The sequence below is a fragment of the Trinickia sp. EG282A genome (assembly GCF_040965455.1).
In the GTDB taxonomy this organism is placed as follows: domain Bacteria; phylum Pseudomonadota; class Gammaproteobacteria; order Burkholderiales; family Burkholderiaceae; genus Trinickia; species Trinickia symbiotica.
On the sequence record NZ_JBFRCC010000002.1, the window covers coordinates 448,208 to 471,200 of the forward strand.

The 22,993-nt window shown below is 64.6% G+C and carries 24 protein-coding genes; 7 read left to right on the plus strand and 17 right to left on the minus strand.

Annotation, left to right across the window (positions count from 1 at the left end; translation table 11 throughout):
• Positions 1-21: 21 nt before the first annotated feature.
• On the minus strand, positions 22-1,374 hold the full coding sequence (gene hslU, locus AB4Y31_RS09945; RefSeq protein WP_026229774.1) for an ATP-dependent protease ATPase subunit HslU: 1,353 nt from the start codon (positions 1,372-1,374) through the stop codon (positions 22-24).
• Positions 1,375-1,389: 15 nt separating this feature from the next.
• On the minus strand, positions 1,390-1,926 hold the full coding sequence (gene hslV, locus AB4Y31_RS09950; protein WP_026229773.1) for an ATP-dependent protease subunit HslV: 537 nt from the start codon (positions 1,924-1,926) through the stop codon (positions 1,390-1,392).
• A 330-nt stretch (positions 1,927-2,256) separates the two neighbouring features.
• On the opposite strand from hslV, the gene AB4Y31_RS09955 reads away from it, so the two are divergent.
• The gene (locus AB4Y31_RS09955; protein WP_368673782.1) at positions 2,257-3,309 is read left to right on the plus strand and encodes a GSU2403 family nucleotidyltransferase fold protein; all 1,053 of its coding nucleotides are present in this window, start codon (positions 2,257-2,259) and stop codon (positions 3,307-3,309) included.
• A gap of 145 nt (positions 3,310-3,454) precedes the next feature.
• On the opposite strand, the gene dksA is transcribed toward AB4Y31_RS09955, so the two are convergent.
• From dksA to AB4Y31_RS09990, 7 genes are all read right to left on the minus strand, one after another.
• Positions 3,455-3,874 carry an RNA polymerase-binding protein DksA gene (gene dksA / locus AB4Y31_RS09960; protein ID WP_018441253.1) on the minus strand — a complete coding sequence of 140 codons (420 nt, stop codon included), beginning with the start codon at positions 3,872-3,874 and terminating at the stop codon, positions 3,455-3,457.
• Between the two features lie 537 nt (positions 3,875-4,411).
• Positions 4,412-5,494, minus strand: coding sequence for a GTP-binding protein (locus AB4Y31_RS09965; RefSeq protein ID WP_368673783.1), 1,083 nt, complete (start codon positions 5,492-5,494; stop codon positions 4,412-4,414).
• A 176-nt stretch (positions 5,495-5,670) separates the two neighbouring features.
• Positions 5,671-6,966, minus strand: coding sequence for a class I SAM-dependent rRNA methyltransferase (locus tag AB4Y31_RS09970; protein ID WP_368673784.1), 1,296 nt, complete (start codon positions 6,964-6,966; stop codon positions 5,671-5,673).
• Positions 6,967-7,037: 71 nt separating this feature from the next.
• Positions 7,038-7,967, minus strand: coding sequence for a tyrosine recombinase XerC (xerC, locus tag AB4Y31_RS09975; protein WP_368673785.1), 930 nt, complete (start codon positions 7,965-7,967; stop codon positions 7,038-7,040).
• An 80-nt stretch (positions 7,968-8,047) separates the two neighbouring features.
• Positions 8,048-8,815, minus strand: coding sequence for a DUF484 family protein (locus AB4Y31_RS09980; protein WP_368674474.1), 768 nt, complete (start codon positions 8,813-8,815; stop codon positions 8,048-8,050).
• 47 nt (positions 8,816-8,862) lie between these two features.
• A complete protein-coding gene (gene dapF / locus AB4Y31_RS09985; protein ID WP_368673786.1) occupies positions 8,863-9,729 on the minus strand; it encodes a diaminopimelate epimerase in 867 nt (288 codons plus the stop codon).
• A gap of 44 nt (positions 9,730-9,773) precedes the next feature.
• Positions 9,774-10,658: a lipid A biosynthesis lauroyl acyltransferase gene (locus tag AB4Y31_RS09990; protein WP_368673787.1), complete on the minus strand. Its 885-nt coding sequence runs from the start codon at positions 10,656-10,658 to the stop codon at positions 9,774-9,776.
• Between the two features lie 295 nt (positions 10,659-10,953).
• Between AB4Y31_RS09990 and metK the strand changes: the two genes are divergently transcribed.
• Positions 10,954-12,141, plus strand: coding sequence for a methionine adenosyltransferase (gene metK, locus AB4Y31_RS09995; protein ID WP_018441245.1), 1,188 nt, complete (start codon positions 10,954-10,956; stop codon positions 12,139-12,141).
• A 151-nt stretch (positions 12,142-12,292) separates the two neighbouring features.
• Here metK and AB4Y31_RS10000 read toward each other — a convergent pair whose 3' ends face one another.
• The 3 genes from AB4Y31_RS10000 to AB4Y31_RS10010 form a co-directional block, all read right to left on the minus strand.
• Positions 12,293-12,475: a hypothetical protein gene (locus tag AB4Y31_RS10000; RefSeq protein ID WP_368673788.1), complete on the minus strand. Its 183-nt coding sequence runs from the start codon at positions 12,473-12,475 to the stop codon at positions 12,293-12,295.
• A 94-nt stretch (positions 12,476-12,569) separates the two neighbouring features.
• On the minus strand, positions 12,570-12,782 hold the full coding sequence (locus AB4Y31_RS10005; protein ID WP_368673789.1) for a hypothetical protein: 213 nt from the start codon (positions 12,780-12,782) through the stop codon (positions 12,570-12,572).
• 199 nt (positions 12,783-12,981) lie between these two features.
• Entirely contained in the window at positions 12,982-13,335 is a 354-nt protein-coding gene (locus AB4Y31_RS10010) for a hypothetical protein (protein WP_368673790.1), read from the minus strand.
• Positions 13,336-13,813: 478 nt separating this feature from the next.
• Between AB4Y31_RS10010 and AB4Y31_RS10015 the strand changes: the two genes are divergently transcribed.
• Positions 13,814-14,575, plus strand: a complete 762-nt coding sequence (locus AB4Y31_RS10015) for a phytanoyl-CoA dioxygenase family protein (protein WP_018441241.1) — start codon at positions 13,814-13,816, stop codon at positions 14,573-14,575.
• A 12-nt stretch (positions 14,576-14,587) separates the two neighbouring features.
• Here AB4Y31_RS10015 and AB4Y31_RS10020 read toward each other — a convergent pair whose 3' ends face one another.
• Positions 14,588-14,803: a DUF3185 family protein gene (locus AB4Y31_RS10020; protein ID WP_018441240.1), complete on the minus strand. Its 216-nt coding sequence runs from the start codon at positions 14,801-14,803 to the stop codon at positions 14,588-14,590.
• Positions 14,804-14,952: 149 nt separating this feature from the next.
• On the opposite strand from AB4Y31_RS10020, the gene mgrA reads away from it, so the two are divergent.
• Entirely contained in the window at positions 14,953-15,999 is a 1,047-nt protein-coding gene (mgrA, locus tag AB4Y31_RS10025) for an L-glyceraldehyde 3-phosphate reductase (protein WP_368673791.1), read from the plus strand.
• Positions 16,000-16,024: 25 nt separating this feature from the next.
• Here mgrA and AB4Y31_RS10030 read toward each other — a convergent pair whose 3' ends face one another.
• Positions 16,025-16,210: a hypothetical protein gene (locus AB4Y31_RS10030; RefSeq protein WP_018441238.1), complete on the minus strand. Its 186-nt coding sequence runs from the start codon at positions 16,208-16,210 to the stop codon at positions 16,025-16,027.
• A gap of 157 nt (positions 16,211-16,367) precedes the next feature.
• Between AB4Y31_RS10030 and AB4Y31_RS10035 the strand changes: the two genes are divergently transcribed.
• From AB4Y31_RS10035 to AB4Y31_RS10045, 3 genes are all read left to right on the plus strand, one after another.
• Positions 16,368-16,547: a hypothetical protein gene (locus AB4Y31_RS10035; protein ID WP_368673792.1), complete on the plus strand. Its 180-nt coding sequence runs from the start codon at positions 16,368-16,370 to the stop codon at positions 16,545-16,547.
• 334 nt (positions 16,548-16,881) lie between these two features.
• Positions 16,882-17,097 (plus strand): hypothetical protein, encoded by a 216-nt coding sequence (locus AB4Y31_RS10040; protein ID WP_018441236.1) that lies wholly within the window; start codon positions 16,882-16,884, stop codon positions 17,095-17,097.
• 88 nt (positions 17,098-17,185) lie between these two features.
• Positions 17,186-18,283 (plus strand): serine/threonine protein kinase, encoded by a 1,098-nt coding sequence (locus tag AB4Y31_RS10045; protein ID WP_368673793.1) that lies wholly within the window; start codon positions 17,186-17,188, stop codon positions 18,281-18,283.
• Here AB4Y31_RS10045 and AB4Y31_RS10050 read toward each other — a convergent pair.
• The 3 genes from AB4Y31_RS10050 to AB4Y31_RS10060 form a co-directional block, all read right to left on the minus strand.
• Positions 18,273-19,802 (minus strand): coniferyl aldehyde dehydrogenase, encoded by a 1,530-nt coding sequence (locus AB4Y31_RS10050; protein WP_368673794.1) that lies wholly within the window; start codon positions 19,800-19,802, stop codon positions 18,273-18,275. The genes AB4Y31_RS10045 and AB4Y31_RS10050 overlap by 11 nt on opposite strands.
• Before the next feature lie 91 nt (positions 19,803-19,893).
• Complete coding sequence (locus AB4Y31_RS10055) at positions 19,894-21,627, minus strand: isovaleryl-CoA dehydrogenase (protein ID WP_368673795.1); 1,734 nt, start codon at positions 21,625-21,627, stop codon at positions 19,894-19,896.
• Positions 21,628-21,906: 279 nt separating this feature from the next.
• On the minus strand, positions 21,907-22,845 hold the full coding sequence (locus tag AB4Y31_RS10060; RefSeq protein WP_368673796.1) for a LysR substrate-binding domain-containing protein: 939 nt from the start codon (positions 22,843-22,845) through the stop codon (positions 21,907-21,909).
• Positions 22,846-22,993: the final 148 nt, after the last annotated feature.

A 22,993-nucleotide genomic window follows, 5' to 3' on the forward strand; every position in this document is an offset into this window, starting at 1 on the left:
CGATCGCGATGAGTGCCAGCCTCACAGCACGTACCGCGACAAATCCTCGCTCTGCGCAATGTCACCGAGCGCTTGATCGACATAGGCTGCGTCGATCCGCACGACCTTGCCCGCATGATTGCCGGCCGCGAACGAAACGTCTTCAAGCAGCTTTTCGATGACGGTATAAAGTCGACGCGCCCCGATGTTTTCCGTGCGCTCGTTGACCGAGTACGCTATTTCAGCCATGCGCCGGATGCCGTCGTCCGCGAACTCGAGTTCGACGCTTTCTGTCGCGAGCAGCGCTTGATATTGCTTCACGAGGCTCGCGTCAGTTGCCACGAGAATCGATTCGAAGTCTTGCACGGAGAGCGAATCGAGCTCTACACGAATCGGAAAACGCCCTTGCAGCTCGGGAATCAGATCGCTCGGCTTCGACAGATGAAAGGCACCGCTCGCAATGAAGAGAATGTGATCGGTCTTCACCATGCCGTAGCGCGTATTGATCGTCGTTCCTTCGACGAGCGGCAGCAAATCGCGCTGCACGCCCTGGCGCGACACCTCACCCCCGCCGCCGCCCAGCTCGCCGCTGCGCGAGGCGATCTTGTCGATTTCATCGAGAAAGACGATGCCGTTCTGCTCGACGTTCTGGACGGCCTTCGACTTGACCTCCTCGTCGTTGAGCATCTTCGACGCTTCCTCGTCGGTCAGCACTTTCAGCGCTTCCTTGACCTTCATTTTGCGGCGCGTCTTTTTGCCCCCACCCAGGTTCGCGAACATCGAGCGGATCTGCTCGGTCATGTCCTCCATGCCGGGCGGCCCCATGATGTCCATGCCGAGCTGCGGCAGCTCGACGTCGAGCTCGATCTCCTTGTCGTCGAGCTGGCCCTCGCGCAGGCGTTTGCGAAACGTCTGGCGCGTCGCGCTGCCTTCGGCAGACTCGCTGCTCGACGCTTGCGAGCCGAAGCCGACGGGCCGCGCGCTCGGCAGCAGGATGTCGAGAATGCGGTCCTCGGCCTGATCCTGCGCCTGCGTGCGCACCTTGCGCATCTCCGTTTCGCGCGTCTGCTTCAGCGAAATCTCGACGAGATCGCGCACGATGCTGTCGACATCGCGGCCCACATAGCCGACTTCCGTGAATTTCGTCGCCTCGATCTTGATGAACGGCGCATCGGCGAGCTTCGCGAGACGCCGGGCGATTTCGGTTTTGCCGACGCCGGTCGGCCCGATCATCATGATGTTTTTCGGCGTGATTTCCTGTCGCAGCGGCTCGGCGACCTGTTGGCGGCGCCAGCGGTTGCGCAGCGCGACCGCAACGGCCTTTTTCGCCTTTTGCTGGCCGATGATGAATTTGTCGAGTTCCGAGACGATCTCGGCGGGCGTCATGGTGCTCACTCTGTTCTCCCTTCCTTACTCGATTGTCTCGATGACGCGGTTATGGTTCGTATAGATGCACATGTCGCCCGCGATCGCGAGGGATTTCTCGACGATCTCGCGCGGCGAAAGGCTCGTGTTTTCGGCGAGCGCGCGCGCCGCGGCCTGGGCATAGGCCCCGCCCGAGCCGATCGCGCAGATTCCGCCTTCGGGATCGAGCACGTCGCCGTTGCCGGTGATGACGAGCGTGGTGTTCGCGTCGGCCGTGATCAGCATCGCTTCGAGGCGGCGCAACATACGGTCGGTACGCCAATCCTTGGCGAGCTCGACGGCGGCGCGCGTGAGATTCCCCTGGTGCTTCTCCAATTTCGCCTCGAACCGATCGAGCAACGAGAACGCATCGGCCGTGCCGCCGGCGAATCCGACGAGCACCTTGTCGTTGTAGATGCGCCGGACTTTCTTTGCGCCGCCTTTCATGACGATGTTGCCAAGCGTCACCTGGCCGTCGCCGCCCAGCGCGACCTGGCTGCCGCGCCGCACGGAAACGATCGTCGTGCCGTGAAATTGCTCCATTGTGCGTTCCTTCAAAAACGTCGAAAGCGCCGTCGGCGCATGCACCGCGCGGCAGAAACGGGTGGTGGGCGACCGGTGGCCGCCAAAAGCCCACCGCTCGCGCGACGCACGTCGAGTCCATTTTAGGGCGAGCGCTGTTTTATCAAGAGCCAATGGCACGCCTGGACCGGAAAGTAGCTCTCCAGCCCTACGACGCGGGCGCGCAGCGGCAAGACTGAAGACGCAGAGTAAGAATAAGGGACAGTTTTCAGTAAAGATTGAAAAATTACTGAAATTGGACGCCCACCGCCTCTTTCAGTAAAATTTGAAAAATTACTGAAAGCCCCCAACATGCATCGAATGCCTCTTTACGAGCAGCACGACCAAGCGTACTGCTTGCAATTTGCGAATGTCGAGCAGGCTGCGGCGGCGCAGGACACGATCCTCCTCGGCGCGCCAGGCACCATCATCGAGCATAAGCGCGGCGAGCTCGTCTATTACGCAAGGCAGTACATGAGCCCGGAGGGCAAGAAACAGGAGGAAAATCTCGGCGGGCCGCAGGGCGACCCGGCCGTTGAGGCTCGCATCCAGCAAGTTCGAGAGCGCATCGAGCTCGGTAAGGGCCTCATTGACCGCATTCGGGAACTCGCCAAGCTCGGCTTCCAGTTATCGGACAACAAGACGTTCGCCACGATGGGCGTCCTGTTCAACCATGGCTTGTTTCAGGCCGGCGCCGTACTGATCGGCTCACACGCTTTCGCGGCGCTGCTCAACGGGCTGGGGATCAAGGCGATCGCCTATCAGACCGAGGATATCGATATCGCGCGCGGACACCAGCTCGCTTTAGAGGATGTTCCGACCGGCGGGCTGTTGGCAATCCTGAAGGAAACTGGCATCCACTTCGTCGAAGTTCCAGCGATGACACGGGGTGCGCCGTCGACATCCTACAAGCAGGCCGGGGTCGCTCGTTTCCATGTCGACTTGCTCGTCCCTTCGCAGGACGATACTTTCCCGACGGTTGCCGTGCCTGAGCTCAACGCTCATGCGACGGGCTTGCCGTATCTCGCCTATCTGCTTGGCAAGTCGCACATGGGCACTTTGATTTCGCGCCATGGGGCGGTACCCGTGCGCGTACCGGATCCGGCGAGATTCGCCGTTCACAAGCTACTTGTCTCGAGGTTGCGGACCAATACGCTCGTCAAGTCTCAGAAGGATGTCCAGCAAGCCTGCGTGTTACTCGCCATGCTCGGTGAGCATCGCAGCGGAGAGATCGAAGGTGCATGCGCCGCACTCCCGAAGTCCTCCCGCTCGCTCGTGCGCCGCGTGCTGCCCGAAGTTCGCCGGCATATGGAGTCCGCCCACGAGGGAGCACTGCACGAACTCGAAGCGAGTCTGGAGCCGTAAGCGCACTGAGCAGCCGCAGCGGGACCGGCAAACGTGCAGCGGCGCATTGAGCAGCGGAAAAAGAAAAGCGCGCGGTATGCCGCGCGCCTCTTGAGGAAGCAGCGTAAAGACGCGCGGCCGTTGCCGCCGCGCGAAAACGCGCGTATCAGTCGCCGAAAAGCTTCTGACGCAACTCGCGGCGCTCCTGCGCCTCGAGCGACAGCGTGGCCGTGGGACGCGCGAGCAGGCGCGGAATGCCAATCGGCTCGCCCGTTTCCTCGCACCAGCCATACTCACCCGATTCGATCCGCGCAAGCGATTGCTGCACCTTCTTCAGCAGCTTGCGTTCGCGATCGCGGGTGCGCAGCTCGAGCGCATGTTCTTCCTCGATCGTCGCGCGATCAGCCGGGTCCGGCACAATCACCGTTTCGCGCAGGTTCTCGGTCGTCTGACCCGCGTTGCGGAGGATCTCCGCTTGCAACTGTTCGAGCCGATTCTTGAAGAAGGCGAGCTGGTCCTCGTTCATGTAATCCTTCTCGCTCATCTTCAGGATTTCGGCTTCGGTCAAGAGTCGTTTCGTCGTCATCTGCGTGCTTCTTCAATTGCGAGGCAAAACCTATACATATTGCCTGCACTTTCGTGTTGCCCGCAAGCGGCGCCATAAACGAGAGGCGCCTGCGGCAGCCCGGCCGTCAATCCGGCGAGCGCCGCTGCGGGGCCGAACTCCTTGGAAACCGATCCTCGGATGCTCCTTCCCGTGTCGAGCCACATTTCTCGATACGGGCGGCCCGTCATCCGCGAAACGAGGCCGAGCGCCGACGTTTCGCTTCGTGTCGTCTTTTGTTTCGACAATGCCCGGATAAGATTTTCCGGTGTCGTCGTACCCGCTCAGCCCCGTCTAAGCAGGCGCCCGCGCCGCCGGAGAAGCCTTGCGGCCCCCTGCCATACTCCGGCGGGCACGTATTGTAACTGAATCGCCCTTGCGCGCCGCAACAGAGAAAACCCGTGTCGCGGCACCTCTAATAACCCAAAAATATAGCGTGCGAGCGGACAAAAAGCGATCACCCACTCTCGCAGCCGCGCTCGCTTGCGCACGCTCCGGCACGCGTCGTCGGCGGGAGCCTCAGACGAGGCAGGCGTCGAGGCCGTCCGTGATCAGATCTTGCGGCAGATCGATACCGATGAAGACCATCTTGTTCGTCTTCTTCTCCGCCGGCAGCCACTTGGCGGCCAAGTCGCTGCCCATCATCTGGTGGACGCCCTGAAACACCACCTTGCGGTCGACGCCTTTCATGTAGAGCACGCCCTTGTAGCGCAATAGTCGCTCGCCGTAGATTTGCAGGACTCCGCCGAGAAAATCCTCGAGCTTGTTCGGATCGAATGGACGGTCGTTGCGGTAGACGAACGACTTGATGCGGTCGTCGTGGTGCGCGTGGTGGTGATGCGCATGGCCGTCGTGGGCGCAATGCCCGTGGTCATGATCGCAATCGGCATGATCGTGATCATGGTCATGGCCGTGCGCGTGGTCATGATCGTGATCGTGATCGTGATCGTCTTCGGCCAGGAAGTCCGGGTCGATCTCGAGCTTCGCGTTGAGGTTGAAGCCGCGCAGATCGAAGATTTCCTTGATGTCGGCGTCGCCGAAGTTGACCAGCTTGATCGGCGCCCTGGGATTCATATGCACGAGGCGGTGACGTAGCTCGCCGAGCGCGGCTTCGTCCACGAGGTCGGCCTTCGTCACGAACAGGCGGTCGGCGAACCCGACCTGACGTTGCACGACTTCATGTTCGTCGAGCTGATTGTCGGCATGCTTCGCGTCGACGAGCGTGATGATCGCGTCGAGCAGGAATTCGTCGGCGATTTCATTGTCGATGAAAAACGTCTGCGCGACGGGGCCTGGATTGGCGAGGCCTGTCGTCTCGATGACGACGCGGTCGAACGCGAGCTCGCCCGAACGCTTCTTTTCGGCCAGATCGCCAAGCGCCCGCACGAGGTCGCCGCGGATCGTGCAGCAGATGCAGCCGTTGCTCATCTGCACGATTTGCTCGCCCTGCTCCTGGACGAGGATCTCGTTGTCGATGTTCTCTTCGCCGAACTCGTTTTCAATGACGGCGATCTTCATGCCGTGCTTTTCGTTCAGGATGCGCTTGAGCAGCGTGGTTTTGCCGCTGCCGAGGAAGCCGGTCAGGATGGTGACGGGAATCATGGGAATCGCCTGTCGAATCGGGTTGAATCAGGGTCGTAACCGCTATCGGGCGGTCAACTAAATATCGAAGGATACTCGTCGGCGGGATGGCGCGCTCGCTGGCGCATCCGCACTGGCGCCGTGCCGGCCGCCGGCGGCCGGCCTCCGCACGGAAACTCCCCTCAAATGGGGGTGCGCTAGAGGATTTGCAATAGCAGGCCTTTCAGATACTCGCCCTCGGGAAACGAAGCGAGCAGCGGATGATCGACGCCGGCGCCTAGCCGCCTGAGGATACGGGCGTCGACGCGTGCATCCGCCGCGGCACCCGCGACGATTTTTTGGAACAGGTCGGCATCGATTGCACCCGAGCACGAATAGGTGAAGAGCAGCCCGCCCGGGCGCAGCAGCCGGAAGCCCGACAGGTTGATGTCCTTATAGGCGCGCGCGGCGCGATCGACGTGCTCGCGTGCCGGCGCGAACTTCGGCGGGTCGAGAACGACGAGGTCGAAGCGCTCGCCTTCGTCGGCAAGCCGCCGCAGCGTGCGGAACGCGTCGGCGTCGAGCCACTCGGCGCGGGCCGCCTCGAAGCCGTTCGCTTCGACGTTCGCGCGCGCGAGCGCAAGCGCTTCGCCCGACGAATCGATCGACACCACGCGGCGCGCACCGCCTTTCAGCGCCGCAAGCGAAAAGCCGCCTGTGTAGCAGAAGCAGTTCAGTACGTCTCGATCGGCGGCGTAGGCCTGCACGAGCGCGCGGTTGTCGCGCTGATCGACATAAAAACCCGTTTTGTGCCCGCTTCGAACGTCGACGTGATAGCGCACGCCGTTCTCGCGGGCGATCAGCGTCTCCGGCGGCGCGGCGCCCGCGAGTACGCCCGTCGTTTGCTCGAGCCCCTCCTTTTCGCGGATCGCCACGTCCGAGCGCTCGTAGACGTTGGGGCAGCCCGTCGCGCCGACGAGCGCGGCGACGATCGCCTCTTTCCACGCCTCCACGCCGGCGGCCATGAACTGGCAGACGAGTTGACCTCGAGTGGTCGCTTCATCGCCGGGCTGCGGAAGGCTGCCGTCTTCCTTCGCAGAGTCGCCCAAAGGGATTTCCGTCGCGGCATCACCGTGGGGGATTTCCTTCGGGGCGTCCGCGACGTAATAGTCGACGATGAGCCCCGGCAGCCCGTCGGCTTCGCCGAAGACGAGCCGCACGCCCCGCGTGCCGCTGACGAACGAGCGCCGGTGGGCCACGGCGCGTTGCACGCGACGCTTGAAGAAAGCGTGATCGACCGGCTCCCCTTCATCGAAGCTCCAGACGCGCAGGCGAATTTGCGAATGAGGACTGAAGGCCGCGCGGGCGAGAAAGCGGCCGTCGCTCGCGCGCACGACGACGGTCGCGCCGGGCGCGGGCTTGCCGTCGACGCGCTCGATGGCGTTCGCGTAGACCCACGGGTGACGGCGCAACAGCGATTTTTCTTTCGACGGTTTGAGCGTGACGGTATTCATGAAATGAAAACAAGGTTTGCGTATCGATGCTTGGTTACGAAGGCACCGGTCTTCGTGACGCGCAGCGAACGTCAATCGCGCTTTTTAGCGCGCGGATGCGCCGTATCGTAAATTTGCGCGAGGTGCTGGAAGTCGAGCGACGTATAAATCTGCGTCGCGGCGACGCTCGCATGGCCAAGCAGCTCCTGCACCGCGCGCAGATCGCCGCTCGATTGCAGCAGATGCGTCGCGAACGAGTGGCGCAGGACGTGCGGGTGGACGTTCGCCGGGACGCCCGCGGTGAGCGCCGCGCGCTTGACCCGCTCGCGCACGACGTTCGGCGACATGCGCGCACCGCGCGCGGAGAGAAAGAGCGGATGCGGGTCCAGCTTGACGAACGCGCCGCGCGCGGCGAGCCAGGCCGACAGCGCCTCGACGGCTTTGCGCCCGACGGGAACCGTGCGCCGTCGCTTGCCCTTGCCGAGCACCGTCACCTCCGCCGCCGCGAGGTCGAGCCAACCGGCCGAGCGGTAGCCGTCGACTTCAGCGAACGCGACGTCGAGTCCGACGAGTTCGGCGAGACGCAACCCCGACGAATAGAAGAGCTCGAGGATCGCCTGATCGCGCAGGCCTTCGGCGTCGACACTGCGCTCGGCATCCATGAGCGCCGCCGCGTCGTCCACGGACAGCGCTTTCGGCAGCCGCTTGGGCTGCTTGGGCGCGCGCACGGCCGCCACAGGATTGGCCGGCATCTCGATGCGCTCGGCGAGCCACCGGTAGAACGCGCGCCAAGCCGACAGGCGGTGCGCGATCGAGCGCGCCGAGAGGCCGTTCGCATGCGCGCGCGCAACGGCGCCGCGCATGTCGATCGCTGTCAGGGCTGCGAGCGGGCGCCCGTTCGCCAGCACCGCAAGCGCCTCAAGCTCGTGCATGTAGCTGCGCAGCGTGTGCTCGGAGAGCCTGCGGCCGTGCTCGAGGCTCGACAGATAGGCAGCGATCAGTTCTTTGTCGGCCGACTGCACGGTCGCGGTCCCGGGGCGGTGGGCAAGTATCGAGAAGAAAACAGCGAGACGGCGCGCAACGCTAGGCCCCCGTTGTTCGGCTATCGCATCAGCAACCGGCTCAACGCCGCGCTCGCGAGCGTGCCGATTTGCATGAGGAAGTCGGTCGCCATTCCTTCATGAAAACGTCGCGGATCGGGCGAGCCCATCACAAGAAGGCCGAACGTCGGGCCTGCATCGTCGGCGCCCGGCGCCGAGCTCGCCGAGGCGCGGGCCGGCTCGCGCAGCGCGATCAGCGCGACCGACTGAAATGCTTCGGTCGATTCGCCTGGCGAGACTTCGACGCTGCCGTTTTCCGATGCCGCGGCGCTTGCTTTCGCCATGGGTGCCGCGGCGTCGAGCCATTGCGCCGCCTCGAAGCCCGTGTTGGTTCCGCAATAAGGCGCCCCGAGGCTCGCCGCGAAGATCCGCACTTCCTCGCCGACATGGCGCGCAAACTCCGCGTGCGCGTAAGGCTCGGCGACATCCCAGAGACGCAGTGCCGCGCTCGGCACGTCGAAGACTTCGGTCAGCCCCTGCGTGACGGTGCGCGGCAGCGCATGCGCATCGCGCTCGGCCATCACTCTCGCGGTCCAGCGGTTGAACTTCGCCGCGATGCTGTCGTTCTCGTGCCCATAGCGCACGAGCTCGGCGAGCCGCCGCTCGAGGAGCTTGTTCTTCTCACGCAGCATGTCCATCTGCCTCTCCTGCAGCGAGACGGCGGCTTTGCCATGCGGATTCGCGAGCCGGACGGCGGCAAGCAACTCCGCGTGCCGCGAGAAAAACTCCGGGTTGGCGAGCAGAAATTCGGCGACTTCGCGATCGTTCATCATGGGGGTGCAAAAAAGGGGCTGGGGCAAACGCTAACCACGTCTGCTCAATCCGGCAATTCGATTTCACCCTCGAACACCGTGGCGGCGGGGCCGGCCATCGTGAGCGGGGCCGTTTCGTCGCGCGCGCCGTCCCAGGCGATGGTCAATGTGCCGCCATGCGTTTCAACGGTGACGGGCGAATCGAGAAGGCCGCGCCGGATGCCGGCCGCGACCGCCGCGCAGGCGCCGGTTCCGCAGGCCAGTGTCTCGCCGGCGCCACGCTCGAAGACGCGCAGCTTGATCGCGCCGCGCGAGACGATCTGCATGAAGCCGGCATTGACGCGTTGGGCAAACCGAGCGTGACGCTCGATATCCGGGCCTACCGTCAGGACGGGGTAAGCCTCCACATCATCGACGACTTGCACCGCATGCGGATTGCCCATCGACACGACCGACACCCAATGCGTTGCTCCGGCTGCCTCGACGGGCCAGACGGTATCGGCGCCTTCCCGGCGACCCGCGAGACCGCTCGCGTCGAACGGCACCTTTTCAGGCTCGAAGACGGGCCGGCCCATGTCGACGATCACTTCGCCGTTGTCCTGCACCGTCAGCGTGATGAGGCCGCCATGGACCTCCACGCGCACGTTGCGCTTGTCGGTGAGCCCTCTATCGCGGACGAACTTGACGAAGCAGCGCGCGCCATTGCCGCAATGCTCGACCTCGCCGCCGTCGCAGTTGAAGATGCGGTACCGAAAGTCGGCGCCGGCGGTACGCGGCCGCTCGACGAGCAGCAGCTGATCAGCACCGATGCCGAAATGGCGGTCCGCCAGCGCGCGCACGCGCTCGGGCGTCAACGCGAGTTCGCGCGTGTAGCCGTCGAGCACGACGAAGTCGTTGCCCGCGCCGTGCATTTTGGTGAACTTGAGTCTCATGGCGGGCTATTGTAAGCGACGCGCGGCGCTCGCGAGGCCCGCTTTCAATAGAAGCTCGGCATGCCGGGCGGACGCGTCTTGAATCGCTTATGGACCCAGTAGTACTGCTCGGGCATGAGCGGGATCTGTTCCTCGAGAAACGCGTTCATGCGGCGCGCGTCGGTTTCGTCGTCGCCGCTCGGGTAGTTGGCCCAGGGTTTGAAGACTTTCAGCCGATATCCCTTGTAATTGGGCAGCACCTCGCCGATGAACGGTACGACCTGCGCATTGCCGGCCTTCGCGAGCCGGCCGACCGCGGTCAGCGTGCAGGTCGGAATGCCGAAGAACGGCACGAAGGTCGAGTTGCGCAAGCCGTAGTCCATGTCGGCGCCGAGCATCACGGGCTTTCGCTCGCGCAGCCAGCGCAGCACGATGCGTGCGCTGTCGGCGCGGCTCGCCATGTCGGCGCCGAAGCGGCCGCGCGCATGCTTGGCCACCTCCTCGAGCTCAGGGTTCGACATGGGCTGATAGAGCGAGGCGCATTGGCGCCTGAGCGCCCGGTTGATGTAGATCGAGCCCGCCTCGATGCCGACGAAGTGAAAGCCGAGCAGCAGCGTCGGCGGCATGTCGGGATCGGTCAGATCTATTTCGCTGTCGACCTGAACGAGCTTGTCGAGCTTCTTCGCCGACGCGAACCATTGGACGCTGCGCTCGAGGTAGCTGCGGATCGCCTGGCGAAAATGTTTGCTGGCGACTTCCTCGCGCTTTTCGTCGCTCCATTCGGGAAAGCAGAGCTTGAGGTTCGTGTGGACGATGCGGCGCCGCCGGCTCGGAATCTGATAGAGCAGCCAGCCGAGGCCGTCTCCCGCGCGCGCGACGAGGCCGTACGGCAGCATGGCGAGCAGCCTGAGCAGCCCGATGGCGATCTTCGTGCCGACTCGCGTCAGCATGCACGGCCTCGCGAACGGGCCGGCGTGGCGAGCGCACAAAGGGCTGAGGAAAGGCGGATCGGCGACAGAAAGACCAGATTACTGGCAGGGTGATTCACGAGGCTCGGTATGTGACGATTTCGGAAAGCCGCTATAATACGACCTTCGCCGAGTTAATTGACAACTTGCGGGGCGAAGCCGCAGGGCGCGATCAGCGTTCCCGCGGTGCAGGAATCCGCTAAAGCGTCGCCGCTTCAGGCTCCCGAAGTTGGCTACGTGAAACGCAAAGAACCGTAACCAATAAGGAGTCCGAAACGTGGCAAACGACTATCTCTTCACCTCCGAATCCGTTTCTGAAGGCCATCCCGACAAGGTGGCCGACCAGATCTCGGATGCCATCCTCGACGCCATCTTCGCGCAGGACAAGTACTCGCGTGTCGCGGCCGAGACGCTTTGCAACACCGGTCTCGTGGTACTGGCCGGCGAGATCACGACGACGGCCAACGTCGACTACATCCAGGTCGCGCGCGATACGATCAAGCGCATCGGCTACGACAATACGGATTACGGCATCGACTATCGTGGCTGCGCGGTGCTCGTCGCTTACGACAAGCAATCGCCCGATATTGCACAGGGCGTCGATCGCGCGCACGACAACAACCTCGATCAAGGGGCGGGCGACCAGGGCCTGATGTTCGGCTATGCCTGCGATGAAACGCCCGAGCTGATGCCGCTTCCGATCCACTTGTCGCACCGGCTCGTCGAGCGCCAGGCGAGCTTGCGTCGCGATGGCCGTCTGCCTTGGCTGCGTCCCGACGCGAAGTCGCAAGTGACGGTGCGCTACGTCGACGGTAAGCCGCATTCGATCGACACCGTCGTCCTCTCGACGCAGCATGCGCCCGACGTCGAGCTCCCCGCGCTGCGCGAGGCCGTGATCGAAGAGATCATCAAGCCGACGCTGCCGGCCGAGCTCGTCAAAGGCGATATCAAGTTCCTCGTGAACCCGACGGGGCGGTTCGTCATCGGCGGTCCTCAGGGCGACTGCGGCCTGACGGGCCGCAAGATTATCGTCGATACGTACGGCGGCGCGGCGCCGCACGGCGGCGGCGCGTTCTCGGGCAAGGATCCGTCGAAGGTGGACCGTTCGGCCGCCTATGCGGGCCGCTACGTCGCGAAGAACATTGTCGCGGCGGGACTCGCTTCGCGCTGCCTGATCCAGGTGTCCTACGCAATCGGCGTGGCGCAGCCGACTTCGGTGATGGTCAACACCTTCGGCACGGGACGCGTCTCGGATGCGAAGATCACCGAACTCGTGCGCGAGCATTTCGATTTGCGTCCGAAGGGCATCATTCAGATGCTCGACCTGTTGCGTCCTATATACGAGAAGACGGCTGCGTATGGCCACTTCGGCCGCGAAGAGCCCGAGTTCTCCTGGGAAGCGACCGATAAGGCGCTTGCTTTGGCGGAGGCGGCCGGCACGGAACCCGTAGCAGCCGTGGCATAAGTCGCGAGATGGTCGGGTGACGCGAAGGCGCCCGGGTCGGGCGCTGACGGCCGAATTCGGTCAGGATCATAGGAAACCCGGTGGCTCGCTGCGGCGGCTACCGGGTTTCGTTTTATCTGGATAAGGGCGTGTCGTCCTGGCGCTGGCGAGACTAGCCGTCTTCGCCTACCTCGGCCGGATCGGGCAACTCCGGCTGCGCGGGTTCTTCCTGTTGCTGTTCGGGCTCATCGGCCGGGTGTTCGGACGCGCCATCGCCGTCCGCACCGCCGCCGCCGAAAAAGCGCTTTATCGACTCATCGACGTTCAAGCCGCGGAAAGTCGGTATCGGCATCATCAGCTCCCATTCGTCAACAATGACGATTGAAAGCCGCGCAATGCGCATACCCGCGCGATAGCGCGGGCGGAGCGAGCGTTAGCTGTTCGACATTTCAATCGAAGCAGTTTCGGAATGCGACGGCCACGATCACGGGCATGCACATCACGAGCGGAATGGCGAAATACGGCACTTCGAGGTCGACGACCCAGCTATAGACGAGCCAGCCGATCCCGGCCGCAAGCGTGCCCACGCCGACCAGTGCGGTGAGGACGTTCAGCATCCGTTTCGAGATGCGCTTACGCGGCCTTTCTTCGTTAGGAGCCATATTCGGAGGCATCGAGCGCGGTTTCATAGGCTGTATTCTAGTGCGCTGCCGACCGCCGGGGCGGGCTCGGCATGCGCGCTCGCGCGCCGCGGCACGAGCCGTCGTCCCTCCCGACCTCGTGAAGATACTTGTTCGTCAACGGTTCGGGGCTTCAGCGCCGATCGTTAGCGGTCCTCTGACGATTGTGCAATTTCCGTGCTCACGGTGCGAACGAGAACCATCCCGCGCTGCCTGCCAGCCGCCGCACGCGCCGACTGCTCGTCGCTCGATACGAGTTGCGCGCCGCCGCGGCGCGAGGCCGTGTGTTGTGGCGCAGGAGGGTGTTCAGCGAGAACGACCGCGCTGTATTCCTCGCCAGCAGCGCGGCAACGAGCGCGCGGAGCCAAGCGCGCAGGACGCCGGCCGGCTCGGACCTCACGCTCGGATTCGCGCGGGCCGATTGCCTGCGGGCGCTTGCGGCATGGTGGCGCAACGCGCGAACGATGCCGCGCCGTGCCGGGCGCGCCGCCTTCAGCGCGGCTTGTTTCAGGCGAAAGGCAATTCGTCTTTTCATGGATGGTTTGGTAACAAAGTCGGTGCGCGCTGAGCCGCGCGAAGCGGAGTATCGGTCCGCGAGCGCCCCGCAGCTGCGTCGCGGGCGCGCACAGCCAATCCCCTTGGGGAGCAGTCAGTGAAGGAAATGAGCAAGGGCCGTCCAAGGGCGCCGCGTTCGACGCAGCAATCGTGCCATGTCAAGCTCGAGGGACAGACGGCGCGCGGTCCGGCGTCAGAACGGCGGCCGAGCCGCGTCGCCGGAGAAGGGGTAGTGCGATCCATATAGCGCTGAAGCCTACACGGGGATGGTGACAGAGGAAAGTCGGTATCACCCCGGGGCAGCTCTGCACGGGTCCGGTGTACCGGTGCACCTGCGCGGTGTCGCGCGACCTGGATTGTCCTGCAGCCCATGCGCGACCCGGAGGCACACCGTTCGCGCCCGCTTTACAATAGGCGGTGCAGCTACAACAACCGCCTTTCGGGAATGGACCGTTTCGATGTCAGAGCAATCGAAGAAAGAGCAGGTAGACACGCTACGTAAGCGCGGCTACGTCGTGGTGAAAGGGCTCGTCTCTCCCGAGCGGTGCGCCGCGCTGAAAGCACTAGCGTTGAAGGAGCTGGACGAAGCGAAGCCGCCCATCGAATACGAAGCCGATCTGCGCTATCCCGGCGCCCCCGAATCGAGGCAAGCGCCAGGCGGCCATACCGTGCGCCGCTTGCTCGACGCCTACGCGCGACACGCGCTGCTGCGTGAATGGGCCACGGCCGTGGAAGTGCGCGGATGGATGGAGCTTTACTTCGGCGAGACGCCGCATCTTTCGCGCGCGCATCACAACTGCATCATGACGAAGCACCCCGCTTACGGCAGCCTCACGGGCTGGCATCGCGATGCACGCTATTGGTCGTTCGAGCGCGACGATCTCGTCTCGAGTTGGCTTGCGCTCGGTCCCGAATTCGTCGATAACGGCGCACTCTGGTTCGTGCCCGGCTCGCACAATCTGGCGTTCACATCCGATCGCTTCGACGCGGCCAAGTTCTTCCGTTCGGATATTCCGGAAAACAGCGCGCTGATCGCGACTGCCGTCTCGCCCGAACTCGAGGCGGGCGATGTCGTATTCTTTCACTGCAACACGCTCCACTCGGCGAGCCGCAACGTCACAGACGAAGTGAAGTATTCGCTCGTCTTCACCTATCACGGCGCGAGCAACGTGCCGTTGCCGGGCTCGCGCTCGGCGTCGAAACCTGAGGTGGTGCTCTGAGCGGGTGGGCGGCTAGCGTCTGCGCGATGAACCCACGGACGAAGCCAGTCCGATGAGCCCGGCGATCGTGGCGACGACGCCACCCGCAACGAGCCAGATCGTCTTGTTCGTCGGCGCGCCCGTAAAGATGCGCGACATGTCGTTCGCGAACGAATGGATCGATTGGCCGCCGAAATAGAGCAGTACGACGCCGCCTACGATCAATGCAATGGAAACCGCTTTCGTCATGGCAATTTGCGTGAATGGGGACGTCGCCGCCCGGGAAGTAGTGTGGCGCGTGCCCGTGTGTTTTTTCAAGCCCGCTCGCCGCCGAGTCGCCGCATGGTGCGTACCCGAGGGCGCCGGTCGTGTTTCAAGTCTATCCATGGGGACCCAAAATGGCCTATGAAGCCGCTTCGAGCCGCTACGCGGAAATGCAATACCGCACGTGCGGCAAATCGGGATTGAAGCTGCCGGCGTTGTCGCTCGGTCTTTGGCACAACTTCGGCGATACGACGCCGCTTTCCACGCAGCGCGACATTCTGCGCACGGCGTTCGACCTCGGCATCACACATTTCGATCTCGCGAACAACTACGGCCCCCCATATGGTACGGCCGAGATCAACTTCGGTCGCCTTTTCAAGGACGACTTCCGCCCCTACCGCGACGAGCTGCTCATTTCGACGAAGGCCGGATGGGATATGTGGCCGGGCCCATACGGCCAAGGCGGCGGTTCGCGCAAGTACGTTCTCGCGAGCCTCGACCAGAGCCTGCAGCGCATGGGGCTCGACTACGTCGATATCTTCTACTCGCACCGCTTCGATGCCGAGACGCCGCTCGAGGAAACGGCCGCCGCGCTGGCGAGCGCGGTGCAGCAGGGCAAGGCGCTCTACGTCGGCATCTCTTCCTATTCGGCGGCCAAGACGCGCGAGATCGCCGAATTGCTGCGCGAGCACAAGGTCCCGCTCCTGATTCATCAGCCCGCTTACAACATGCTCAACCGCTGGATCGAAGGCGGTCTGCTCGACGCACTCGACGAAAGTGGTACCGGTTGCATTGCGTTCACGCCGCTTGCACAGGGGCTACTGACCTCGAAGTACCTGAACGGCGTGCCCGCCGATGCGCGTGTCAACAAGCCGGGTGGCGGGTCGCTGCAACAGAGCCATTTGAGCGCCGAAAACATCGAGCGCGTGCGCAAGCTCAATGCGATCGCCGAGCGTCGCGGGCAAAGCCTGGCTCAAATGGCACTCGCGTGGGTGTTGCGCGATGCGCGTGTCACGTCCGCGCTCATTGGCGCGAGTCGGGCGGAGCAGGTACGCGAAAACGTCGCGGCGCTGGCGCGCCTCGACTTTTCAGCCGACGAGCTGGCCGAGATCGACCGCTATGCGACGGAGGCCGGCATCAACCTTTGGGAGAAGCCGTCGACCGATCAGCCGATCCGGTAAGGCGGGCGGGCCGGGGCCCGCGCCGCTAGACGAGTGCGGGCAATCCTTCCACGAGCACAACCGCGAACACGACGCCGAGCATCGCGCCGATCACCCGCAAAAAGTTGTGGACGAACGTGGATGAGGTGGGACACGCCCCGAGGAACAGCGCGCCCGCGAGCGCCATCGGAATAATGAGGATGAAGTCGCTGATCGTGAAGTAGTGCATCATGCCTGTCTCCTCCTTTCTTTGTTCGGCGCGCGGTGCCCCAATGGGCAGAGCGTTCGCGTTTGCCGCGTTCGCCGCCCTGGGTTCGCCGTGGGTGCGCTTCGGACGATCGGTCCGCAGCGCACCCTGCCTCAAACCAGTATAGGAGACGGTTCAGCCAATGGTGTTATCTTCAGCGAACGCCCATGCGGCCGCCGAATTGGCGCTCGAGCGAGACCCGACGTGCGTGACGCCGGGGCTCGGGTGCGGTTACCGAGCGTCGCTGGCCGGCGCCGCCTGGCTTGGCGCCGGTTGCGGCGCATCGGTGGCCCTTGCCGTGGTTGCTGTCGGCTTGACGTAATCGGGAGATGTCTCGGCGCAGCCGCCCAGCGCGACGGCGGCTGCCGCAACGCAGGCGACGCGCGCCGTTCCCGCCAGCAATGAAATGCCCATACGAATCCCACTCCTTCGCGATGTGAATTGCCGCCGCGGTTTCGCATTGGCGGCATACTTCACGCATACCGACAATCGTACCGCGTGCAGCGTCTTTCGGCAGACAGCCATTCGTAAGGATGAATGCGGGAAATGACGGCAGATAGGTCGTTAGATTCGGCTTTCGTGCCGTGAAGGTTCCGTGAACAATCGCTTGATGCGCCACGGCCCAACCACCCACTACTGACCACGGGGAAAACATCATGCAAGTCGGTTCGATCGTCAGGTCCGTGCATATCGCGGTGCCCGCGGGCGCGCGCGGCATCGTCATGCGCATTCTCGGCAACATGGCGATGGTCGTTTGGTATGCGGGCGAGCCGGGCGCATCGCTGCAACTCAATACCGAGCCGTTCTTCCTCGAGGACCTCATCGATACGGGGGAGCTCGTCGCCCGCCCCGCCGGCGCGCTCGTCCACTGAGCCGGACTCCAGCGCGCCGATCGCAGCCCTCGAAGATTCGGCTCGGATATTGAGCGCCGGTCCGCCGCCGTTGCGGCACAATGCCGGAATGAACGACGTCCCTTTTGATTCGCCCGATCCGTCCGATTCGTCGGAGTCTTCCCGCGCGGCGAACGCACACCCGCCCGGGCATCCCGCCACGCATCGGCCCGAGGCCGACGGTGCGCATCCCTTCACGCGGCTTACGCCCGAATGCGTGCTGGACGCCCTCGACAGCGTCCTGGCTCCGGCCGGACAGCGCACGGACGGGCGGCTGCTGCCGCTCAACAGCTACGAGAATCGCGTTTATCAGGTCGGGGTCGAAGACGGTCCGCCCGTCGTCGCCAAGTTCTACCGGCCCGAGCGCTGGTCCGACGAAGCGATCCTGGAGGAGCACGCCTTCGTCGCGGAGTTGGTCGCGCGCGAGATTCCGGCGGTGCCTGCACGCGTGGTCGAAGCGCGTACGCTGCACGCGTTCGACGGGTTCCGCTTCGCCGTCTTCGACCGGCGCGGCGGGCGCGCGCCCGAGCTAGAGCGCAGCGATACGCTGGAGTGGATGGGGCGGTTCATCGGGCGTATTCATGCTGTCGGCGGCCAGGCGCCGTATGTCGCGCGGCCGTCGCTCGACATTCGCTCGTTCGGCTATGAGCCGCGCGATTTTCTGCTCGAAAGCGGCTTCGTGCCCGACGACGTTCGCCCCGCCTACGCGGTGGCCGCGGCGCTCGCGCTCGAGGGCGTCGAGCGCGCGCTGGAGGAGGCCGGCGACGTGCGGCAGCTCCGTCTGCACGGCGATTGCCATGCGAGCAACGTGCTTTGGACCGACGCGGGCCCGCATTTCGTCGACTTCGACGACAGTCGCATGGGGCCGGCCGTGCAGGATCTGTGGCTCATGCTGCCGGGCGGGCGCGCCGATGCGACTCGTGCGCTGTCCGATTTGCTGGCCGGTTACGAGGATTTTTGCGAATTCGAGCGGCGCGAGCTGCTTCTGATCGAACCACTGCGCACGCTGCGGCTCATTCACTACGCCGCGTGGCTTGCGCGCCGCTGGGACGACCCTGCATTTCCGGCTGCATTTCCCTGGTTCAACACGCAGCGCTACTGGGAAGCCCGCGTGCTCGAGTTGCGCGAGCAGATTGGAGCGATGCAGGAACCGCCGCTCAGCGCCTGAGCATCAGGTTCATTACCGTATTGAATCGCCTTCCGTAAGGCGGCAGCAACAGCGCGCGGCCGTTCAAGCGCGTCTGCCTGAACACGGGCTTCATTTTCGAGAACGTCATGAAGCCCTCGTAGCCGTGATACGCGCCCATTCCACTCGCGCCGACGCCGCCGAACGGCAATCCTTCGCAGGCAATATGCAGCAGGGTTTCGTTGATCGCGACGCCGCCCGATACCGTTTCGCGCAGCACGCGGTCGACCGTCGCGCGTTCCTCGTCGAACAGATAGAGCGCGAGCGGCCGTTCGCGCGCGTTGACGTAATGGATGGCTTCGTCGAGTGTGTCGTAGGGAACGAGCGGCAGCAGCGGGCCGAAGATTTCCTCTCGCATCAACGAACAGTCCGCCGGCGCGTTCGTCACGATGCAAGGTGCGACGCGACGGCTCGCCGGGTCTGCCGGGATCGAGGCCTTCCGGCGCCGCGTCTGCGCGATCGCGGATTCTGAGTCACCCTGCAGGTCCCCTTCCGATCGTGAGAATTCCGGCTCGAGCCCATTGGCCAGCGGCTGCGGCATGTCCGCCAGCGGGTGCACCTGCGCGCCGCCCGCGACGGCTTCGTCGGCGAGATGCACGAGCCGGGAGAAATGCCGATCGGACACGATCGTTGTGTAGTCGCGATTGTGCGCGAAGTCGGGGTAGAGCTTCGCGACACGATGTCGGGCGCGTGCGATAAACGCCTCCTCGCTGCCGCGCGGCACGAGCACATAGTCGGGCGCAATGCAGGTCTGGCCGGCGTTGAGCGTCTTGCCCGCGACAATGCTGTCGACGGCGGCATGAAAGCGTGCATGCGGCCCCACGATCGCGGGCGATTTGCCGCCGAGCTCGAGCGTGACGGGCGTCAGATGCTCGGCGGCGCTGCGCATGATCTTTCTGCCGACGGACGTCGAGCCCGTGAACAGCAGATGATCGAACGGCAACGCGCTGAACGCCGCGCCGACGGAATCGTCGCCGTTGACGACGGCGACGTGATCGAGCGCGAAAGTCGCGCCGATGAGCCGCTCCATCAGCGCCGACGTGTGCGGGGTCCACTCGGACATCTTGATCATCGCGCGATTGCCGGCCGCGAGCGCGCAGATGAGTGGGCCGGCGGCGAGCAGCACCGGGTAATTCCACGGCGCGATGATGCCGATGACGCCGAGCGGCTGCGGCATGACCTCGGCGCGCGCGGGCCACAGCCAGAGACCTGTCGCTCGACGTTGCGTCTTCATCCATTGGCGGCCGTGCCTGAGCGCCGAGTCGATCTCGTTTCTCGCGAGCCACAGCTCGGACAGCAACAGCTCGGCCTTCGCGCGCTGTCCGAAATCGGCGCTGAGCGCGTCGGCAAGCGCGTCGCTGTTGTCGAGCAGCATGGTGCGCAGCGCCGTCAGATGGGCTGCACGCGCGTCCCACGGCGGATAGGGCTCGCGCATGTGGGCCGCTCGTTGCGCGCGCAACAGCTCGGTGAGCGCCGCGTCATCGGGCAAGTCGTTTTTCATCCGTGCACTCCGGAAGACCTCGGCGCGACTGGCCGAGGATGCAAAATAATCGACTCAATGTCGGTCCGGTGTTGGGGTAGCCGCTTTCGGCTCAAAGCGCGAATGCTCGCTCGACGATGGCGGCATGATCGAGTCCCCCCGGCAGGGTCCCGTGCACGCGCCCCCATTCGGCGCCGCCGCCGGCTGCTGGGCTGCTGGACAAACCGGGCGGGTCGGGAAGACGCGTGGCGATGAACGCCTCGGCGCTCGACGCGGGAGCATGCCGCAGCATCAGTACCGCTTGAGCGCACAGCACGAGCTGCTGCGCGAGGCGGCGCGCCAGCGCCTCGCGGGCCTCGGGCGGTGCGGCGAGGGACCGCTCGAGGCCGTCCAGCGCCGCTTCCATCGAGCGATGACCTTTTGCCTCGCCCCGCCAATGTGCGATCAGGGCCTGCGCGGCTACCGGATCGCGTTCGAGCGCGCGCAGCACATCGAGGCACATGACGTTGCCGGACCCTTCCCAGATCGAGTTGACGGGTGCTTCGCGGTAGTAGCGCGCCATCGGCGCTTCCTCGACGTAGCCGTTGCCGCCGAGCACTTCCATCGCTTCTCCGCAAAACGCCAGCGCGCGCTTGCAGACCCAGAATTTCGCGGCCGGCGTGACGATGCGGCGCCAGGCGCGGTCTACGTCGCCCTCGCGTTCGCTGCTACCCGCCTCGGCTGCCAAGTGGGCATCGAAAGCGCCTGCAAGACGCATGAAGAGCATCGTCGCCGCTTCCGATTCGAGCGCGAGGTCGGCCAGCACATTGCGCATGAGCGGCTGATCGACGAGCAGTCGGCCGAACGCGGTCCGGTGCCGGGCATGGTGGATCGCCTGAACGAGCGCCGCCCGCATCAGCGCGGCGCTGCCGATCACGCAGTCGAGCCGGGTGTAGTTCGCCATCTCGATGATCGTCGGCACGCCCCGCCCGGCCTCGCCGATCAGCACACCGTACGCGTCGAGGAATTCGACTTCGCCGCTGGCGTTCGAGCGGTTGCCGAGCTTGTCCTTGAGCCGGTTCAGCTGTATTGCATTGCGCTTGCCGTCGGGCGCGAAGCGCGGCACATAGAAGCACGAGATGGCCTCGTCGTCGTCGATGCGCGCAAGGACGAGATGGGCGTCGCATTGCGGCGCCGAGAAGAACCATTTGTGGCCGACGAGCCGGTATGCGCCGCCGCGACCGCCAGCTTCGAGTGCATAGGCGCGCGTCTGATTCGCGCGCACGTCCGAGCCGCCCTGCTTTTCCGTCATCCCCATGCCGACCATCATCGAACGCTTTTCTGCGAGCGGCACATCGCGCGCATCGTGCTCGCGCGAGTAGAGCTTATCGGCGAACCCGCTGAAGAGCGCCGGCTCACGGCGCAGCACCGGGATGCTGGCGAACGTCATCGTCAGCGGGCAGAGCGAGCCCGACTCCAGTTGCCCGTGCAGAAAATAGCCGGCGCAACGTGCGGCCATCGCACCGCGTTGCGGATCTGAGAACGGTAGCGCATGGAGCCCTTGCTCGCGCAGCAGCGCGAGCAGACGGTGCCAGCTCGCGTGAAACTCGATCGTATCGATCCGCTCGCCGCGCGGGCTGTAAGTGAAGAGCTCGGGAGCGTGACGGTTCGCCTGGCTCCCGAGTGCCAGGACCTCGGGCGTACCGAGGAGCGCGCCCAGGCCCGCCAGCGCTTTGCCATGCCAGCCGGCGCCTTCGCGCTCGACGGCCGCGACGAGGGCCGCATCCGTCGCGTAGAGGTTGTAGTGCTCGAGCGGCGGCGTCTGGTTCGTCACGGCGTGCGTGGCCTGCGGAACCTGTGCTTTCATCGACTTTGTCTCCCGTTATCCCCGTTGTCTCGGCCTTGCTCGGGTTTCTCTGCTTTTGACCTTGCGGGCGGCGCCGCGTTTGGGCGTCAACCGGCTTTCATGCGAGTTACGCGTTCCGCGTTGTCCATTCGTCGCGGCGTGCATGTCGCCGTCGGGCGTCCCTGCATGATAGGTTCGGTACGGCTGATCCGTTTAGAGGACGGCCTCTGCCGTCGAGTGCCGCGGACGCGCGCGCACCGTCTTCATGCGCAACGCATACCGAACAGCAATGGCGCGCAGTCATGCCGGGGGCGATCCCGCTCGCATTGGAGATAGGAGATCGAATTCGGTGGAGAAACGGCCTGGCAACGTTTCGCGCGCCACTTCGAGCCAGGCGCGCGCCGCATGCGAGAGGTAGCCATTGCGGCGCCAGCCGACCGCCATCTCCCACGAAATGTCGGGCTCGATGACAGGCCGGCAGGTGAACTGTGCCGCATCGAGCCGGCGGCAATAGAGCGCCGGCAACAGCGCAATCCCGAGGCCGGCGTGAACCAGCGCCGCCATGAAATCCCAGTGCCCGCTGCGCGCGACGATGGTCGGCGCGAAGCCCGCATCCCGGCAGGCACGCGTGACGACGTCGTTGAGCGCCAGGCTTTCGCCATAGAACACGAACGACTCCGCCGCGAGTTCGGCGAGCCGCACCTCGCGCGCGGCATCCCAGCGCGAGCCGTGGCGCGCGACGAGCCAAAGCGGGTGGCGCGAGATCGGCAGGACGTCGAAAAGCTCGGCATCGACCGGCAACAGCAGGCCCCCGAGCTCGAGCTCACCCGCGAGCAACGCCGCTTCGATTCCGCGCGAGCCTTGCTCGAAGAGCTTGAGCTCGATTTTCGGGTAGCGTCGCTTGAATTCGGCGATCGCGGGCGTGAAAAGTGAGCCCCCCATTGGCGGCGTGCCGATCGTCAGTTCGCCGCGCCCGAGCGTGCCGATATCGTCGAGCTCCGCTTGCAACTGCGCGTGCGCGGCAAGCACTTCCTGTCCGCGCTGAAAGACGATGCGACCTTCGTCGGTCAGCACCATCTGACGGCCTTCGCGCAAAAGAAGCGGCGCCCCGATCTCCTCTTCGAGCGCTTTCACCATCTTGCTGATGGTCGGCTGAGTCACGAAAAGCCGCTCGGCGGCCGCGGTGAAGCTTTGCTGCCGAACGACTTCGACAAAGTAGCGCAACGCGCGCAATTCCATAAACGACGACTCCCAGCCTCACGATGGTTTGCTGTCACTGAGCGGTCCGTGTCACCGTTTCACCGTTGGGCCGCTCCGGTCGGCGCCGCCGGGAATCACATCACTGACCGGAGGCTCAGCCGCGCATTGTTCCGAATTGGAATGGACG

What these genes read in the sequence shown, in the direction of transcription:
- AB4Y31_RS10055 (WP_368673795.1), bottom strand. Translation starts at nt 21,627, where the DNA reads ATGAAAGCACAGGTTCCGCAGGCCACGCACGCCGTGACGAACCAGACG.
- AB4Y31_RS10050 (WP_368673794.1), bottom strand. Translation starts at nt 19,802, where the DNA reads ATGAAAAACGACTTGCCCGATGACGCGGCGCTCACCGAGCTGTTGCGC.
- AB4Y31_RS10005 (WP_368673789.1), bottom strand. Translation starts at nt 12,782, where the DNA reads ATGGCTCCTAACGAAGAAAGGCCGCGTAAGCGCATCTCGAAACGGATG.
- AB4Y31_RS09965 (WP_368673783.1), bottom strand. Translation starts at nt 5,494, where the DNA reads ATGATTCCCGTCACCATCCTGACCGGCTTCCTCGGCAGCGGCAAAACC.
- AB4Y31_RS10020 (WP_018441240.1), bottom strand. Translation starts at nt 14,803, where the DNA reads ATGACGAAAGCGGTTTCCATTGCATTGATCGTAGGCGGCGTCGTACTG.
- AB4Y31_RS10060 (WP_368673796.1), bottom strand. Translation starts at nt 22,845, where the DNA reads ATGGAATTGCGCGCGTTGCGCTACTTTGTCGAAGTCGTTCGGCAGCAA.
- AB4Y31_RS10035 (WP_368673792.1), top strand. Translation starts at nt 16,368, where the DNA reads ATGGTGTTATCTTCAGCGAACGCCCATGCGGCCGCCGAATTGGCGCTC.
- AB4Y31_RS10010 (WP_368673790.1), bottom strand. Translation starts at nt 13,335, where the DNA reads ATGAAAAGACGAATTGCCTTTCGCCTGAAACAAGCCGCGCTGAAGGCG.
- AB4Y31_RS09970 (WP_368673784.1), bottom strand. Translation starts at nt 6,966, where the DNA reads ATGAATACCGTCACGCTCAAACCGTCGAAAGAAAAATCGCTGTTGCGC.
- dksA (WP_018441253.1), bottom strand. Translation starts at nt 3,874, where the DNA reads ATGACGACGAAACGACTCTTGACCGAAGCCGAAATCCTGAAGATGAGC.
- dapF (WP_368673786.1), bottom strand. Translation starts at nt 9,729, where the DNA reads ATGAGACTCAAGTTCACCAAAATGCACGGCGCGGGCAACGACTTCGTC.
- AB4Y31_RS09980 (WP_368674474.1), bottom strand. Translation starts at nt 8,815, where the DNA reads ATGAACGATCGCGAAGTCGCCGAATTTCTGCTCGCCAACCCGGAGTTT.
- mgrA (WP_368673791.1), top strand. Translation starts at nt 14,953, where the DNA reads ATGGCCTATGAAGCCGCTTCGAGCCGCTACGCGGAAATGCAATACCGC.
- AB4Y31_RS10030 (WP_018441238.1), bottom strand. Translation starts at nt 16,210, where the DNA reads ATGATGCACTACTTCACGATCAGCGACTTCATCCTCATTATTCCGATG.
- AB4Y31_RS09990 (WP_368673787.1), bottom strand. Translation starts at nt 10,658, where the DNA reads ATGCTGACGCGAGTCGGCACGAAGATCGCCATCGGGCTGCTCAGGCTG.
- AB4Y31_RS10040 (WP_018441236.1), top strand. Translation starts at nt 16,882, where the DNA reads ATGCAAGTCGGTTCGATCGTCAGGTCCGTGCATATCGCGGTGCCCGCG.
- AB4Y31_RS09955 (WP_368673782.1), top strand. Translation starts at nt 2,257, where the DNA reads ATGCATCGAATGCCTCTTTACGAGCAGCACGACCAAGCGTACTGCTTG.
- hslV (WP_026229773.1), bottom strand. Translation starts at nt 1,926, where the DNA reads ATGGAGCAATTTCACGGCACGACGATCGTTTCCGTGCGGCGCGGCAGC.
- AB4Y31_RS10000 (WP_368673788.1), bottom strand. Translation starts at nt 12,475, where the DNA reads ATGATGCCGATACCGACTTTCCGCGGCTTGAACGTCGATGAGTCGATA.
- AB4Y31_RS10015 (WP_018441241.1), top strand. Translation starts at nt 13,814, where the DNA reads ATGTCAGAGCAATCGAAGAAAGAGCAGGTAGACACGCTACGTAAGCGC.
- AB4Y31_RS10045 (WP_368673793.1), top strand. Translation starts at nt 17,186, where the DNA reads ATGAACGACGTCCCTTTTGATTCGCCCGATCCGTCCGATTCGTCGGAG.